This is a genomic window from Arthrobacter psychrolactophilus, from assembly GCF_003219795.1.
Lineage (GTDB): Bacteria > Actinomycetota > Actinomycetes > Actinomycetales > Micrococcaceae > Specibacter > Specibacter psychrolactophilus.
The window spans coordinates 1-16,477 of sequence record NZ_QJVC01000001.1 but is presented as its reverse complement, the minus strand read 5'-3'; the positions used below and the strand labels follow the sequence as shown (position 1 = coordinate 16,477).

Sequence of the window (16,477 nt, the reverse complement as noted above, 5' to 3'; positions counted from 1 at the left end):
CATCAACCAGTTGCTGCCTCACGATCAACCGTCCCCACGATTCGCCAGACGTCCGTCAAAGGGACAGTAGAAGTATCAAGAAAATTTCCCGGAAATCCTCCGGACTACGAAAGAAGCGCCACCATGTTCCTCGCGATCCGAGACATCCGCTTTGCCAAAGGACGGTTTGCCCTCATGGCCGCCGTTGTGGCGTTGATTTCCCTGTTGCTGGTGCTGCTGTCCGGGCTCACCACGGGGTTGGGCTATCAGTCCACCTCCGCTATCGAACAGCTGGGTTCTGGTAACAAGGTTAACCAGCTGGTGTTTGGGGCCCCCGGCGCCAATGACGCCAAAGTGTCCTTCACGGAAAGTCAGGTGACGCAGCAACAACTTTCCTCTTGGGCCGGCAGCGCAGGCGTGAAATCGGCGGTCCCGCTCGGCATCAGCCAAAACCGTTTGCAGGCAGCGGGAGACAATAAGGGAATTTCTTCCGTTGCCGTGTTCGGAGTTGGTGAGGGGGAAGCGGCGGCCGGGATCGCGCCGTCGGACATTAGCGATTCGACCGTGGTGATTGGCGAAAACACTGCCACGGAACTGTCCCTGGCCGTGGGCGACGCCGTCACTATTGCAGGCACCGAACTGACAGTCTCCGCGATCGTCCCGGAGCAGTGGTACTCGCATAGTTCGGTTGTGTGGACCACGCTTGCCTCGTGGAGGAACATCGCGCACCTGAGCGACCCTTCGCAGCTGGCCACGGTGTTGGCCGTGACGTACGAGCCGGGCGCCAGCGTTGACAGCGCCGCCGCCAATGCCGCCGCGGGAACGGTCAGCGCGACGCGCAGCGAATCCTTCCAAGGGCTGGGCGGCTATAAGAGTGAGAACGGCTCGCTCCTCATGATGCAGGCGTTCCTCTATGGGATTTCGGCGCTCGTGATCATTGCTTTCCTGACCGTCTGGACCGTGCAGCGCACCCGCGATATCGCTGTTCTCAAGGCCATGGGCGCCTCCGGCAGTTATCTGCTGCGCGACGCGCTAACCCAGGCAACCCTGGTGCTCGTGGCCGGCGCCGGGCTCGGCGGACTCGTGGGTGTTGCCGGTGGACTCCTCGCGGGGCAATTCGCGCCTCTCCTCTTGACTCCCGCAACGACTGTGCTGCCCGTCGTCGGCATCGTGCTCCTTGGCTTAGCTGGCGCCGCTCTAGCGGTCCGCAAGGTGACCCGGGTCGACGCCATGATCGCCCTCGGCGGCAATTAGAAATCCCCTACAACTTTTAGCTAAGGAAACATCATGACTGCCCTGAACCTCATCAATGTCACCCTCGATTACCCCGACGGCGAGGGAACCACGACGGCGCTAAACTCCGTCAATCTCACGGCCCACCCGGGTGAATTCATCTCCCTCATTGGCCCCTCCGGATCGGGAAAGTCCAGCCTCTTGGCCGTGGCTGCGACCCTCATCAAACCCACCTCGGGGCTCGTGATGGTCGACGGCGTCGACACCACCGCCCTGAACGAGAAGGAATTGGCAGTGCTGCGGCGCGACAAGATTGGCATTATTTTCCAGCAGCCAAATCTCTTGCCCTCCCTGACCGCCATCGAACAACTCATCATCACGGACCATCTGCGCGGCGCCTCATTGCGGGCCGCCAAGTCGCGGGCTGGGGAGCTTCTCGAACTTGTGGGTCTGGGCGCAGCAGCCAAGAAGCGCCCCCACCAGCTCTCGGGAGGGCAACGTCAGCGGGTCAATATTGCTCGGGCACTCATGGCACAACCCAAGGTCCTGCTTGTCGATGAACCCACCGCTGCCCTCGACCGTGAGCGCAGCGAATCCATTGTTCGGCTGCTGGTCACTGTCTGCAAGGAGTTCAACGTGGCTACCCTCATGGTCACGCACGACACCGAGTTCGTACCGTTAAGCGATGCTGTGGCCAGCATGCTCGACGGCGAGCTGACCGATCCGGCGCCTGCCAATCAGCCCGTTTTGCTGGGCTAAGCGCCTCCACCGGAAGGGGATGAATCTCCGGGGATGCAATAGCATAAGGGAAACGGACGTTTAGACCAGTGCGATCGGAGCCACCCTCATTATGAAACGCCTTGCAGCCCTTGCCGGCAGCTTGCTTCTTGCCTTGACCATCTCTTCCTGCGGTGCCGCAACCGGCCCTGTTGGCACCTGGGGTGAAGGCTACGATACTGATAAGAAGCCTTATTTCGAGATGTCGTTGGCAGCTGAGAATGACGCCAGCTTTGACCAGGCCGGATTCGTAACCGGTAGCGATGGTTGCAACCGCATCACCGGCCAGTGGTACCTGGTTGAGGATGAATTGACCTTCCAGCAGCTCAGCGGCACCATGATGGCCTGCGACAACATTGACACCTGGCTCTCCAAAGCCGCAGGCGCCAGCATCAAGGGCGACGTCATGACCGTGACCGATGCCAAGGGTGCCGTTCTCGGCACGCTGGATCGCCGCAACTAACGGCATCTCTCCTCACAGGATTCACGACTGACCGGCACGTTTGTGCCGGTCAGTCGTGGTTTAAGGAGTTGAAATCCCCAACTCCGGGACTGGCAAGTGGAAGGTGTTTTTAAGTGCTGACCTAGCCGCGAACCAGCCTCCCATTCCGTGCACGGCAGGTCCCGGCGAGGTCGAGGCCGAACCCAGATAAATTCCCGCGACGGGCGTCCGCCACGGATCTGGAGCCATGACCGGGCGCTGCAGCAATTGCCGCAAGGTCACCGCACCCGAGCTAATGTCCCCATCGATGTAATTCGGGTTGTAGCGGCCCACATCCTGAGCGGTTTCCGTCCGGCTAGCCAGAATTAAGTCTCGGAACCCGGGCGCATACTTTTCCACGGCACGAATGATGTCCTCCGTGCAATCACGGGCGGAACCGGCAGGAACATGTGTATAGGCCCAGAAGGTGTGCTGCCCCTGAGGCGCACGACTGTCATCCACAACGCTAGCCTGAACGGCGAGAACATAAGGGTTTTCCGGATGCCGTCCCGCCAAAACCTCATTCTCCGCAAAGGCAATGGATTCTCGACTCCCACCCAAATGCAGTGTGGGCGCCTTGCGTAGCTCCTCGGCCAACCACGGAACGGGCCCCGATAACGCAAAATCAACCTTGCACACGCCGGCCCCGTATTTGAAAGATGCCAATTTCCGTCTATATCGCTCCGGAAGTTCGTCACCAGCCATCTCAACTAGGGCCCTCGGTGTGGTGTTGAAGATGACAGCCTTCGCGCCGGTCGCCTCCTTGACCTCGGCGAGACTCTCAACCTTGTGCGACAGCTCTACCTGGCCGCCGTGAGCCGCGAAATCCTCGGCCATAGCCTGGGCAATGGCCTGCGACCCACCACGGGGAACCGCCCAGCCGCCCGCATGGGCAAGCGTGCCCAGCAGCAGCCCGGCACCAGCCGTCGCAGGTGTCGGCAGGCGCCCCATGGCGTGGGCACTGACTCCCGTCAGCATGGCAGGTGCAACATCTTCTGTGAAGCCGAGATTCCAAGCCGGGGTGCCCTGCAGTAGGGTCCGCATCCCGTAGCGAATCACCGCCAGCGGGTCCTGAGGTATGCGCAACAGGCTCGCTTGCGTGAAATCAATAACGCCGTCGAGCCGTTGCAGGAGCGGTGCAAACATGGCTCGCCAGGCGCGCCCATCGACCCCCAGAGCCGCAACCATGCGATCCATGTCTCGGTAAGCAATTCCTGCCCGACCACCATCGAGGGGGTGCCCGTAGGAAATCTCGGGGACAATCAACTCAATCCTGCGGTTCAGCTCAAAAGCCCGAAAGAATGGTGACGCCAGGGCCATTGGATGTACCGCGGCGCATATGTCGTGGCGAAAGCCAGGCAACGTCACCTCTTGGGTGCGGGTCCCGCCACCTAAGGAATCTGCGGCTTCAAAGACCTTTACGGATAGTCCCGCACGAGCCATCGTGACCGCCGCGGCTAGGCCGTTTGGCCCCGAGCCCACGATAGCAACGTCCACCATGCCTAGACACTACCTCGGGTGGATATTTCATGATCCCGCAACGCCCCAGCCGGATCTCGTGGCCCCTCCAAGAAAACGCCACCCTGAGGATCGGCCGCGATTCCATGCGTCACCACATCATGCCTCGGCGAGTATATATCCCTGATCACTAGGGCGATCATCGCGCAGCTCGCCGCCCCGGCCAGGAACGCCGCCATGACAAAGTACGGTGAATCAATGGCATGTTGATTGCCAATGTCTCCTAGGGTCTTGCTGCGATAGAGCATGAGTGCAATGAAGTGCGTGACAATGGCGGCCTGCCAGAGCAGCACCGGCCTCCAGCGCGGCATTGCCAATGCCACGAGCGGCAGCAGCCACATCGCATCCCACGGCTGAGTCGTCTTATTGAACACCACAAAGCCTGCCACAGCTACGAAAGTGAGCTGCCCAACTCGGGGCGGGGTTAGCGACGAGAGCGCTACATATGCCACACCGAGAATTAATGCTGCCACAAATATGGCCGATAGGGCATTAGTCATGCCAAGACTCAACGAAGGAAATCCCAATTGCGCGGCAATAATGTTCCAGCCGCCATAGATCGAGGACTCTGACGGCTCGGCCGCCAAGAGACCCTTCAAATAGTCTGGGAAAGCCGGCGGGTTTTGCACCATGACCGGCGCTAGGAGCAGCAGGCAGGAGATGGCTGCCGCGGCGATCATCTCCAACATCTGAGTGGCCATGCCGGCGCGAATGCCCAAGAGCAATAGAACAAGCAGAATGACTACGGGATAGGGTGCGGCCGATGCGGCGACGCCGAGTACGCCGCCAGCCCACAAAACGTGGCGGCGCGCAAAAAGATACAGCGCCAAGCTCACGAGGGCCACGGCCCAGAAATCCCAGCTGACGTATGCGGTCAAAATCAAGAGGGGGCTCGCCGCGACGATGGCGGCGTCCCATGGGCGGCGCCCGGCTGTGCGAGCCGCAATGATAACGGTGATAATCCACAGCACGGCGATGAGCGCCGCATTGACGTCAAAGAAGGCGAGCTGCCGCAGGGCCCCGTCACCGGAGGACGCCGTTAGCCACGCCGTAATACCGGCAATCCAGCCAGCAAGGACAGGTTGGTCAAAGGGCGAACCTTGACTGAAGAACGGAAAAAGTGTCCCGATCTTGTCGTCAAGGAAGGAGTTTGGGATGAGGGACCAGCAAACGGTCGATTCTTGGTCCGGCGTCGTCCATCCCACCGTGCGGCAATGCGCCTTCCCCATGACGGCGATGAAGGCCGACACAGCAGCCATGAGGATCAAGACCCGTTCGACCGTGAAGAACCCAGGATTAACGACGCCCGGTGCGGTGTGTTTACCTAGTGGGCCGCCCACCGGCTCAGTCATGGCGCGCAGCAGAGAATCGCTACGTGAGGGCACAACAATCGGATGCCGGGTGGAACTCCCCGAAGCCTGTGAATCCTGCATGCCCACGAGCCTACCGGTTCCGGGGAGCTACCCTGCTGCCAAACCGCGCAGTTGCGGCCAGCTCAACGAACTATTTAGAGGCCCCACTGCTCGACGGCGGGAGTCTTCTTATCCCAGCCAAGGGTGCAGACCTTGGCCGTGCCCAGAATGAAGTGGCGTCCTTCCCCGGCCGCGAGACCTAGCCAGCGAGCCGTGAGGATACGCAGGAAGTGTCCATGCGCCACGACCAGAACATTGGCCGGTGCGCCGTCTTCGCGCGTGACAGCCTGGACACGCTTGACGATCTCATCGGCGCGGGCGCCAACGTGCTCAAGCGCCTCACCGTTCGGCACACCGCTGTCCCAGATCAAGTAGCCCGGGTTCTGGGCCCGGACCACGGCGCTGTCAATGCCTTCGTAATCTCCGTAGTCCCACTCCACGGCGTTGGGCTCTACCTGAGCCTCTGGGAACCCCGCTAGGGTGGCTGTGCGCCGGGCCCGCTGCAGTGGTGAGGTGAGAACCAGATCAAAGTCGACGCCGGACAGTGTGGCCTGTGCGGAGCGAGCCTGAGTTTCCCCCAGCTCGGTCAACGGCAGATCCGTTAAACCTGTGTACTGTCCGCTTCGCGACCATTCGGTTTCGCCATGACGCAGCAGCCAAAGCTTCGGGCCGCCCGGGATGGCCGGAGATACAGCGGGTGCGGAGGTACTTTCAGTCAGGCTCATGGTCGTATATTCCAATCAATGCACTTAGTGATGCTTGCTATTCAGGCTGTGACTCGGGCTGTTCTGCCCACCACGCGCGAAGTTCAGCTTCTGCTGCTTCGGGGCCCAAGGGTCCGCGTTCCATGCGAAGTTCAAGCAAGAAGTTATAGGCCCGGCCCACAACCCGTCCCGGCTTGATATCCAACAGGGCCATGATGGCTCCGCCATCAAGATCGGGTCGAATCGAGTCAAGCTCTTCCTGCTCTGCCAAAACAGCGATGCGCTGTTCAAGATCATCGTAGGCAAAAGAAAGCCTGTCGGCCTTTTTCTGATTACGGGTAGTGACGTCCGATCGGGTCAAACGGTGCAGGCGCTCCAGCACGGGACCTGCATCGGTGACGTAACGGCGCACGGCCGAGTCGGTCCAGCCGGCTTCGCCATAGCCATAGAAGCGCATGTGCAGCTCCACGAGGCGCGAGACCGCCTTGATGGAGTCATTGTCGAAGCGCAGTGCACGCATGCGCTTGGCCGTAAGCTTCGCCCCTGCCAGGTCATGGTGCCGGAAGCTCACGCCACCGCCGGTTTCAAAACGGCGGGTCTTGGGCTTGCCGACGTCGTGCATGAGAGCGGCAAAACGCAGGACGAAGTCGGGGCCGGGAACGGGACCATCAGGACCCGTTTCTAAGGAAGCGGCCTGCTCCAAAACCTGCAAGGAGTGCTGGTAGACGTCCTTATGTCGGTGATGCTCATCGCTTTCGAGCTTAAGCGCGGGAATTTCCGGCAGGACCAGATCGGCCAGACCGGTCTCGACCAGGATGTCGATGCCGGCGCGCGGGTGGGCACCACAGATGAGCTTGACGAGTTCATCGCGCACACGCTCGGCCGAGATGATGCTGATGCGCTCGGCCATACCCTTCATGGCCGTCAAGACGTCCGGGTGCAGTGAAAAGCCCAGCTGAGAGGCGAAGCGAGCGCCGCGCATCATGCGCAGGGGGTCATCAGAGAAGGAATCTTCCGCCGCACCCGGGGTACGCAGAAGCCCGGCGGCCAGGTCTTTCGCACCACCAAACGGGTCGATGAGTTCCATCTCCGGCAGACGCAGAGCCATGGAGTTGACGCTGAAGTCACGACGCTGCAGGTCGTCAATCAGGGACCGTCCGAACGCTACGACGGGCTTACGCGACTCCGGATCGTAGGCCTCGGCCCGGTATGTGGTGACCTCGATGAGCAACACTTCTTTTGCCGCGTTGCGCTTGCGGAAACCAATCGTGCCGAATTCTCGGCCCATTTCCCAATGCGAGTCCGCCCATTTCTTGGCCACGGCGAGAATCTCATCGGGCGTGGCATTCGTCGTGAAATCCAAATCCGGGGACGTGCGTCCGAGGAAGAGGTCGCGGACGGGTCCACCCACGAGGGAGAGTTCAAAGCCGGCGTCGGCGAAAAGCCGGCCTAGCTCAAGAACCACCGGGTCAAATTTTGAGGTATCAAGCACTAAATCCATGGTTCCTTAAGGATGCCAGACTTTTGCCCCCGCGCGATTGCCCTCCTCCGGCGTTATTGCAAGACACCGGGAAACCACTCCCCGGCCCTGTCATCATCCATGGTCAAAGATAGCTAGAGTGGACTTCATGGTTCACCCTGTGCCGCGCGCGCCCAAGAAGAATCCATTGCCTGTGGCAATGGGTTCTCAGGTTGTGCCCGCCACAACGAGTACCCCGAGCCAGTTACCCACAGTTGAAGAGGTTTCTGCCGGCGGCGTCGTCATTGACATGCGCGACGGCGTCCCTCAAGTTGCCATCATCGCCCGCATCAATCGCGGTGGTCGCCTGGAGTGGTGTCTGCCGAAGGGGCACCCCGAAGGTGTGGAAAATCATGCCGAAGCCGCTGTGCGTGAGATTGAAGAAGAGACCGGCATTGCCGGAGTTGTCTTGGCCACACTTGGCAGCATTGACTATTGGTTCACGGTCAGTGGCCATCGGGTTCACAAGACCGTTCATCATTTCCTCCTGCGTGCCACGGGTGGACACCTGACCATTGAGAACGATCCCGATCACGAGGCTGTTGACGTTGCCTGGATCCCCTTGGGCGAACTGGCGAAGAAGCTCTCCTTCCCCAATGAGCGTCGGATCACCGATCTGGCTCGAGAATTGTTGCCCGAATACTTTTAGAGCTTCGTCAGCTTTGGCCGTGTCCGTTCCCACACTCGGAAAATAGTCGCTATCAAGACTCTTTGAGCCTGCAGTGAGATGATGGAAACAATGTCTAACCATGAACGGGGCTCTGTCCCGCCGAAACCCAGCGCAGCGCCACGGTCTGTTTCAGCTCCAGTCAGCTTGGATACCTCCATGTTGACAGCTGTCCAGGCTTCTCCGCAGTCGGCCATGCAGGCGGTGCCGCATACCCAATTGCAGCCCGCCGCAACCCACATCAATGCCGGTCGAGCACCGTCGCCCTTGAGTGAGGCGGTAGCGGAGGACTCCGCAAACGGTTCTCCGAATGCCACACCCAGCGCAGCCCGCTCGGGTGCCTCAATGGCCATCGGCACCTTGGCATCGCGCATCCTTGGATTCATCAAGGGAATTGTGCTTGGTTTTGCGGTGGCCGGAACTGTCGTGGGTGACATTTTCGAGGCATCCAACATGCTTCCCAATCTGATCTTTTTGATGCTGGCCGGCGGCGTATTCAATGCGGTGCTTATCCCGCAAATCGCCAAGGCCAGCAAAAATCCAGATAGAGGATCCGACTTCATCTCACGGCTGCTGACGTTGGGCGTTGTCGGCCTGTTGGCGATCACGGTGATTGTTTTGGTGTTGGTGTCGCCCATCATGAGTGTTTTCACCTCATATTCTGGGAACAACCTGAATCTAGCTATCACCTTTGGCTTATTCCTCTTGCCGCAGATCTTTTTCTACGGCCTGTTCTCGCTGTTGGGGCAGGTACTCAACGCCCACAATTCCTTCAAGGCCTATGCCTGGGCGCCTGTTATCAACAACGTGGTGGCGATTGCCGGTCTACTGGTCTTTCTTGCAGTGTCCGGAACCGCCACCGCGAACCCGCCCACAGTAGATAACTGGACCCCTGTCCAAACGTGGATCTTGGCGGGCACGGCAACTCTGGGCATCATTGTTCAGTCGGCTGTGCTCTTGATCCCCGTGCATCGTCTGGGTCTGAATTTGCGTCCAAAGTTTGATTGGCGCAACTCCGGGCTCGGAGGGACGGCCAAAATTGCTGCGTGGGCCATGGGCACCATGGTCATTGGCAATCTCAGCTTCATTGTCATTACCCGCGTTGCGACCCTTCCTCACGCTGACGACAGCACCTCCGGGTTCAGTATTCCTGGAAACCTTGTCTTGAATCGAGCGACCGAGCTTTACATCATGCCGCACTCGATCATTGCCTTGTCGATCGCTACGGTGATGTTTACGGCCATGGCACATGCGGCTGCCAACAACGACCAGTCTGAGCTTCGAAACTCCATAGCGAGGGCTCTGCGGAGCACGGGCATCGCGACAGTATTTGCCGCCGTAGCCCTTCTCATTCTCTCGGGCCCCTTCGGCATGCTCTTCAGTGGTAGCCAAGAGGTCGTGGCTCGCCAGATAGCCATCACCTTGTCTATCTTGGCTATTGGCGCACCTTTCTACAGCGTTAATTTCATTCTCAATAGGGCCTTCTACGCTCAAGAAAATGCCCGCGCACCCTTTGTTATTCAGTGCATTATGGTGTGCATCGGTCTGGTCGCTGCGTTGTCAGCAGCTCTCCTGCCTAAGGAGTTCATCATCTATGGGCTCGCCGCGAGCTACACACTGACGAATGTCCTGGGACCGGTCGTGAGTCACTTCTTCCTCCGCGCCAAACTCGGAGATTACGGTGGCGGACTCATCATGCGCGCGCACATGCGCTTCCTCGTCGCGGCATTGGTGGCCGGAATCATCGGTGAACTCATATTGCACCTCTTCGGCAGTTCCACGACGGGTGGCTTCATGTGGTCTTCAATTCCGGCTGCACTGGTAACTCTGGCCGTAGTGGGAACTGTCATGGCAGTGGTCTACATCGTCATCCTGAAACAGCTGCGCGTAGCCGAGGTAGATGCCCTGCTGAATCCTGTCATGGCCAAGGTACGTAACCGGCTTCCCGCAAGATGAGTAAATTTCACTAATTGCTAGCGGCCTGTCAAGACCGCAACCATGGAATTTACCGTGTTTTCCTATAGAATCAGTCAAAATATGGCTTCGTGTGCATAACTCGCACCAGCCCCGTGCTTTAAGAGGAGGATTTGGTGCCACAACCTATTGATGTGGGCTCCATCCTAGGCGGCCGCTACAAGGTGACCGGACGTATCTTGGCCTCCGCCGAGAACGATGTCATCCTTGACGGTCTGGACCAAGTCCTTAACCGACCAGTCAGTATATTGGTTGCTGCCGTTGAGAACTCTGCGCATCTGACGCAAAGTTCGCGTGAGGTAGCCATCGGCACCCGCGTCTCCAACGTCTCGATTCTGGACTTAGGAGTTCAGGACAACAGCACCTACCTCATCGCGTCCCGGACCACGCCTGCGGATCTATTGGACCTCGTTGTTCCCACCGAACCGGCCGAGGATGTCTACCAAGAACCCTTCTTTACAGACACGCTGAGCACCGAAATTTTCGGCCGAGCCCGTGATGAGGCTCCCTCCGGAGGCGCTTATGTCTACGACGACAATTCACCCCTGCCACCATCGGCAGCACTGCCCAAGGTAACCAAGCAGCCGGCCCCTCGCACTGCGGCGGTGACCTCGACGCCAATCCCGACACCCGCCGTCGTACCTCCCGCTGTTGCCGCTCCGGCAGCCCCTGTGGCTCCGGAGGCACCAGTGGAAGAGAAAGTCACGCTCTGGGACGAGCAGGACTATGACGCTGTCGACGAAGTTCCCGCGGAGGCCCCTGTCGAGGCACGCCGCCCGGGTACCTTCCCGGCGGAATTGCGTGGCTCATCAGAGGAGTATGCGGCAGCGGAACTGCTCGACGACGAGGACGACGACGAGAATGCCCCGCGCACGAGTGGGCGACTACTCACTGGCGGAATCGTTGCTGTCCTGCTGATTGTCGCCCTGATTTTTGCCGTCCAGCACATTGGCGGACTATTTGGTGGCTCAAGTAACCAGGCGGGGAGCAGCACCTCCGCGGCAAGCACTGCGGACGCCACTCAGGAGCAGACTTCTGAAGCACCCGCCGAACCTGCTCCGGTGACACCTGTCGTCAAGAACCTCACCGACATCACTGCCTACGCCCCTGGCGTTCAGAACTACAGCGAGACTTATTACCCGCGCCTCAAGGATGCCTTCGACGGCAACAAGGCCACGTACTGGCCCACTGTGGAATTCTCTGACGCGAACTTTGGTAGCCTCACCGACGGAGTCAATTTGGTCGTGGAGCTGGCCGAAGAATCAACCATCAGCTCCGTGACGATCAATCAGCTCGCTGGCACCGGTGGACAATTCAACATTTTGACTAACAGCCAACCGGAACTTGCCGGAGCGACAAAGATTGGCAGCGGCTCCTTCAGCGCCCCTGATTTCACGTTGACCGCAGCTTCTGGTGTCAAGGCAAAATACATCATCGTCAACTTCACAGAGCTACCTAAACTTCAGCCGTTCAACACTTACCCGTACGGTTTGAAGATCACCGAAATCAGCGTTAAGTAGCTCACAATCGCACCGCGCATTGCCGTGGTGGAATAACCACGCCCTCGGGCCGGTTGTGGATATCGAAGGTCCCAATGGGCCGCCTGGTGCGGTTCCATCAAGAAGGAAGAGGAACACCCACCCGTGAGCACGCAAGCCACCCCCGTAAGCGATGTCCGTGACGTCATCATCGTAGGATCTGGTCCCGCAGGTTACACCGCTGCGATCTACACCGCGCGCGCGGACCTCAAGCCGCTCATGATCGCCGGTTCCGTTACCGCCGGTGGTGAACTCATGAACACCACCGAAGTCGAGAACTTCCCCGGATTCCCCGAAGGCATCATGGGCCCCGACCTCATGGAAAACCTGGGTACTCAGGCTGAGAAGTTTGGCACCGAGATCATGTACGACGACGTCACGTCGGTCGAACTTGAGGGCGAAATCAAGACGGTCACTTTGGCTGACGGCCAGGAATTCAAGGCCCGCACCGTTATCCTTTCCACCGGCTCCGCTTACCGTGAGCTCGGCGTAGAGGGTGAAAAGCGTCTAGTTGGCCACGGCGTCAGCTCTTGTGCCACCTGCGACGGATTCTTCTTCAAGGGTCACAACATTGCCGTGATCGGCGGTGGCGACTCCGCAATGGAAGAAGCAATCTTCCTGACGAAATTTGCCGACTTTGTAACCGTGGTCCACCGCCGCGACACACTGCGCGCGTCCAAGATCATGGCCGATCGCGCCTTGAACCATCCGAAGATCAAGTTCGTTTGGAACTCTGAAGTTGTTGCTGTTGAAGGCGATGCTAAGGTCACCGGCCTTCAGCTGAACAACCTGGTCACTGGTGAGAAGAGCGAACTTGCAGTAACAGGCGTGTTCGTTGCCATTGGAAACGACCCTCGTGTGGATCTGGTCAAGGGAGTACTTGAACTTACCGAGGCCGGAACTATTGCCGTAGAGGGACGCACTTCCAAGACCAGCCTGCCCGGCGTTTTTGCCGCCGGCGATGTTATTGACTCCACCTACCGTCAGGCCATCACGGCTGCCGGTTCCGGTTGTGCCGCTGCGCTTGACGTGGAGCACTTCCTAGCCCAACAGAATTCCTAAGAGAAAGTAGTTCGCCATGAGCAACGCAAAGAGCGCAACTGACGCAACGTTTGACGAAGCAGTCCTTAAGTCTGAGAAGCCCGTCATCGTGGACTTCTGGGCAGAATGGTGCGGTCCGTGCCGCAAGCTTGGTCCCATCCTTGATGAGATCTCAGTGGACTACTCGGACAAGGTCGAGGTTGTTAAGGTTGATGTCGACGCCAACCCCGCAATTGCTGCGAAGTACGGAATCACCTCAATCCCCGCCGTTTACCTGTTCCAGGGTGGCGAGGTTACCAGCACCGTCATCGGCGCACGCCCCAAGCAGTACTTTGAAAAGGAATTTGCAGACGTTCTGAAGTAGGAGCTGCGGATGCCACTTAGTGGCATCTTGCATTATTGACGTTGTGGGCCAGACATTGTCTGGCCCACAACTTTTTGAGCGTATTTCAACTTCCCCCAGATTGATCCTAAGCGTCAAAAATTTCTTGTCGATTCCTTGCTGGAAGGGTACTTTTCCTTCCTTATTAGCTAATTTCAAGATCCCGACTCAGTTTCACGTGAAACTTCGCGAGCTTCATGTGTTTATGCGCCGTCACTGGCAGGCATCCTCTTGCCCTTGGGGTGACTGTACTAATGTTCAATGTTTTGAACTTTCTATTGACTCTCTAGAATGCCAGTACTAAAATTGGAATATGGGCAGTTCAATGAATTTCCCGTTTGCTCGGGATGCTTCATCCGCCGCAGGGAGTGTGGCGGACGCTATCGCTGAGCTGGCCCTTCCCCAGGTCGAAGCATTCAGCGATATCCTGGCCACCATTGAGGACCTTCCGGATTTACCGGTTCCACGTTTCAGCCCCTCGCCCGACGGCGAGCCTCCCATGCAACTTCCGGAGTCCACCTGGTCACGAATGGATGCAGCCCGAGTTCTTTCTGACGAATGCACAAATGGCATTGCCGCCATGAAGCGCCATCAAAATCAATGTGCGGCACTTGTCGCTGTGCTCATTGAACGCTTGGAGTCCAGTGCTCTTCTAGAGGCTGGCATACTCGCCCTTGATGGGTGGCAACGGCAGACGGCCCTCACCGGCATTCGAGCGGAAATCGCGGCCGTTCTTCAGATACCTGAAGGCGTCGCTAATCGATTGATTCAGGCCGCCACCGCCCTTGTCCGGCAGTGCCCTGCAACGTTGCGCGGGATGAACGACGGTGAAGTCGCTTGGGATTACGCGTTCATTATTGTCGAAGAATGCGAGCTTCTACGCACCGCCGGTATAGCTGCCGAGACTATTGATTCCTTTGAATCCATACTTTTAACGAAGGCGCAGAATGCTACTTTGCCAAGTTTTCGGGAGAAGGCTCGTCGGCTAAGGGAGCGGTCTTATCCCGAAACCATCACTCCACGGACCCTGCAGGCTTATTCGAATAGATCCCTGCAGGTGAGTCGAGCCCGGGATGGCATGTCGTGGCTTAGCCTCTACGCACCGTCGCCAACCGTGGAAGGTATCTGGGATCAGTGCACCCTCACCGCTCAAGCGGCGCAAGGCGTTCATGAAGAACGGACTCTTAAACAGCTTCGTGCGGATGTTGCGGCGACGCTCTTGCTGAATCAGTCCATGGCACAGAACAACATCTACGCACCACCCACGCCTGCCCTTGCTGAAGCGATTGTTCCTGCTCCTGCCTCAAATGAGGGATCTTCCAAGGCAGTGACTTCCGGCTCGACTGATTGTGGTTCTGAGATCCCGGCACAGCTCAGCTACGTGTCAGATTCATATGACGACGTCGAGGAAGAGCTCTCCAGACTTCTGCCGTCCGAAGCTGAACTTTGTTCCGAGGGGGCGTTCCCCGACCCAGGCCGTGGTGAGATGATATTTGCAGCTAATCAACTTCCAAGCTTCGAAGATCCCGACTACAGCGAGCCTGCTTTTCGGGAACCAGATATTAGGAATGGCCCGGATTGGATTGACACTGCCAACCCGCCACAACTGCTTCCCATGCCGCAGCTGCAAAGTAATTCCCCTGCTCAAGGCCCGGGGTACCCCTCCGCTCAAATGGGCTCATCGACTGAGGGGAAAACTGCGTCATCATCCGCATTTTTTGCACCCTCTGCGGAACGATGGCCGCCGCTCCCCCAAGCGATGCCAATCGTCGTGGTTCCGCTGTTATCACTTTTGGGTTCTACAAATGAACCAGCATGGATGGAAGGTGCCGGCCCGATCAGCATGGATGTTGCCAAACGCCTCATGGATCAGGCGCCCAGCTTGTACCGCGTTATCACCGATCCGATAAGCAACAAGCCACTTGATTGCGCTCCGCAGCAGTATCGCATCACCAAAGCAATGCGCACCATGCTGCGTATCAGGGACGAATACTGTCAGTTCCCAGGCTGCACGGCTAAGGCGGCGTACACCGAAGTTGACCACATCAGAAGATTTGGAAGCGGTGGACTGACCATCTTCGATAACCTTGAATGTCTGTGTAAACACCATCACCAGCTCAAGCACTTCAAGGACGACCGCACTCGATCGGGTCACCATCGCAGCGATCAAACTCCGGAACGGGCAGCCATTCGTCTTCGTGGCTGGACTCCTAGCAAGACCGAATCAGGAGTTGCTTGGACATCCCCGTCTGGTAGATACATCCCTCCTGAGTCGCCAGATATTCAAGGACCCCGTCTCCCAAAGTGGCTCATGAAGATTGTTAGGCGCAAATTCCGCACACAATATTTTGCGAGTGGCCAATACCTCTTGGACTATCCAGAGATAGCGGATGAAGGCCAAGGTAGTTCTTCTCCTGACGACAGCAATGATGATTGAAGCTACCTTTCATCCGATCTGCGTTTCACGTGAAACACGAGATTTTCTTCAAGCTCAGGCACTTCCGGCGATGAAGGGCTAGCTTCTACTGAATGTTTTCTTTCTTAGGCTCCAGCAATATCTTGTTTAGCCGCCATGGAGAAGGAACAGCATCTATAGAGTAAAGCACTGGGACGAAACGTCTCGACGCTTTCGAGCATCATCTGGATGAGAGGTGCAGGAGAAGTCCTAGAAGGAAGCGTATGCGCTGCTGTTCCCGGGCTGGAACTGAGCACGCAGCCCTAAGTAATTCTGCAAGGTATAGCTGTTGGTAGCGTTCTTTCCGTTCAACCGAGATGCCTTCATGGATGTCCTCTTGGAGGCGAAACAGGAAGCTGGTTCCGTGCCCCAATTTTCGAGGTTCGTGGCTATCGGTGACTCTGCGCCACACCTACCCGCCGGGGACCGCTCCTACTGGCTCTCTTCAAAGTAGATAGAACGTCGTGAGCTGCAGTCCAACCAGCGGCTTTGAACTACTTACGGATCTTGCATGGCGGATCGTCATTGCTGATGGCGGCACGAGCTTGAGATGAAAGAGCGCTCGTCATCCAACGACTAACGTCGAATGCTCAATCAACAGCACCTTCATATGGGTCACACACCGCAGCAATGCCACGCACGGATTCGTGGTCATCAAGGCCTCGCGCATGGACGCCAAGAAGAACCGCGGCGTCAGTAAATCAGATTTCTTTGGAATCCTGTTAGCTGCAACTTTAAACTGACCAGAGACGGCAATTTGGATTGACCGTTCGCGGCAGTGGTTTTGACCAGTGGCT

The 16,477-nt window shown here is 58.0% G+C and carries 14 protein-coding genes; 9 read left to right on the top strand and 5 right to left on the bottom strand.

Translation table 11 applies throughout. The features are described from left to right. Positions 1–123 precede the first annotated feature (123 nt). From CVS30_RS00070 to CVS30_RS00060, 3 genes are all read left to right on the top strand, one after another. Positions 124–1,233, top strand: coding sequence for an ABC transporter permease (locus CVS30_RS00070; protein WP_110483303.1), 1,110 nt, complete (start codon positions 124–126; stop codon positions 1,231–1,233). Between the two features lie 33 nt (positions 1,234–1,266). After that, positions 1,267–1,971, top strand: a complete 705-nt coding sequence (locus tag CVS30_RS00065) for an ABC transporter ATP-binding protein (RefSeq protein WP_110483302.1) — start codon at positions 1,267–1,269, stop codon at positions 1,969–1,971. Between the two features lie 91 nt (positions 1,972–2,062). Continuing rightward, positions 2,063–2,452 carry an META domain-containing protein gene (locus CVS30_RS00060; protein ID WP_110483301.1) on the top strand — a complete coding sequence of 130 codons (390 nt, stop codon included), beginning with the start codon at positions 2,063–2,065 and terminating at the stop codon, positions 2,450–2,452. 60 nt (positions 2,453–2,512) lie between these two features. Here CVS30_RS00060 and CVS30_RS00055 read toward each other — a convergent pair whose 3' ends face one another. From CVS30_RS00055 to CVS30_RS00040, 4 genes are all read right to left on the bottom strand, one after another. Further along, the gene (locus CVS30_RS00055) at positions 2,513–3,970 is read right to left on the bottom strand and encodes a phytoene desaturase family protein (RefSeq protein WP_110483300.1); all 1,458 of its coding nucleotides are present in this window, start codon (positions 3,968–3,970) and stop codon (positions 2,513–2,515) included. A 2-nt stretch (positions 3,971–3,972) separates the two neighbouring features. Next, positions 3,973–5,421 (bottom strand): glycosyltransferase family 87 protein, encoded by a 1,449-nt coding sequence (locus CVS30_RS00050; RefSeq protein WP_146233274.1) that lies wholly within the window; start codon positions 5,419–5,421, stop codon positions 3,973–3,975. 74 nt (positions 5,422–5,495) lie between these two features. Then, positions 5,496–6,125: a histidine phosphatase family protein gene (locus tag CVS30_RS00045; RefSeq protein ID WP_110483298.1), complete on the bottom strand. Its 630-nt coding sequence runs from the start codon at positions 6,123–6,125 to the stop codon at positions 5,496–5,498. A gap of 37 nt (positions 6,126–6,162) precedes the next feature. Next, entirely contained in the window at positions 6,163–7,605 is a 1,443-nt protein-coding gene (locus CVS30_RS00040) for a CCA tRNA nucleotidyltransferase (protein ID WP_110483297.1), read from the bottom strand. Between the two features lie 127 nt (positions 7,606–7,732). Here CVS30_RS00040 and CVS30_RS00035 point away from each other — a divergent pair, with 127 nt between their 5' ends. The 6 genes from CVS30_RS00035 to CVS30_RS00010 all read left to right on the top strand — a co-directional run bounded on the left by CVS30_RS00035 (position 7,733) and on the right by CVS30_RS00010 (position 15,662). Then, complete coding sequence (locus CVS30_RS00035; protein WP_181419636.1) at positions 7,733–8,272, top strand: NUDIX hydrolase; 540 nt, start codon at positions 7,733–7,735, stop codon at positions 8,270–8,272. Positions 8,273–8,449: 177 nt separating this feature from the next. Continuing rightward, positions 8,450–10,246 carry a murein biosynthesis integral membrane protein MurJ gene (murJ, locus tag CVS30_RS00030; RefSeq protein ID WP_181419635.1) on the top strand — a complete coding sequence of 599 codons (1,797 nt, stop codon included), beginning with the start codon at positions 8,450–8,452 and terminating at the stop codon, positions 10,244–10,246. 134 nt (positions 10,247–10,380) lie between these two features. Next, positions 10,381–11,784: an ABC transporter substrate-binding protein gene (locus tag CVS30_RS00025; RefSeq protein ID WP_110483295.1), complete on the top strand. Its 1,404-nt coding sequence runs from the start codon at positions 10,381–10,383 to the stop codon at positions 11,782–11,784. Between the two features lie 123 nt (positions 11,785–11,907). Further along, complete coding sequence (trxB, locus tag CVS30_RS00020; protein WP_110483294.1) at positions 11,908–12,864, top strand: thioredoxin-disulfide reductase; 957 nt, start codon at positions 11,908–11,910, stop codon at positions 12,862–12,864. 16 nt (positions 12,865–12,880) lie between these two features. Then, complete coding sequence (trxA, locus tag CVS30_RS00015) at positions 12,881–13,207, top strand: thioredoxin (protein ID WP_110483293.1); 327 nt, start codon at positions 12,881–12,883, stop codon at positions 13,205–13,207. A 331-nt stretch (positions 13,208–13,538) separates the two neighbouring features. Further along, positions 13,539–15,662, top strand: coding sequence for an HNH endonuclease signature motif containing protein (locus CVS30_RS00010; RefSeq protein WP_110483292.1), 2,124 nt, complete (start codon positions 13,539–13,541; stop codon positions 15,660–15,662). Positions 15,663–16,245: 583 nt separating this feature from the next. On the opposite strand, the gene CVS30_RS18070 is transcribed toward CVS30_RS00010, so the two are convergent. Continuing rightward, positions 16,246–16,477, bottom strand: a 232-nt coding sequence (locus CVS30_RS18070) for a hypothetical protein (protein WP_220033840.1), incomplete at its 5' end; no start/stop codon positions are given.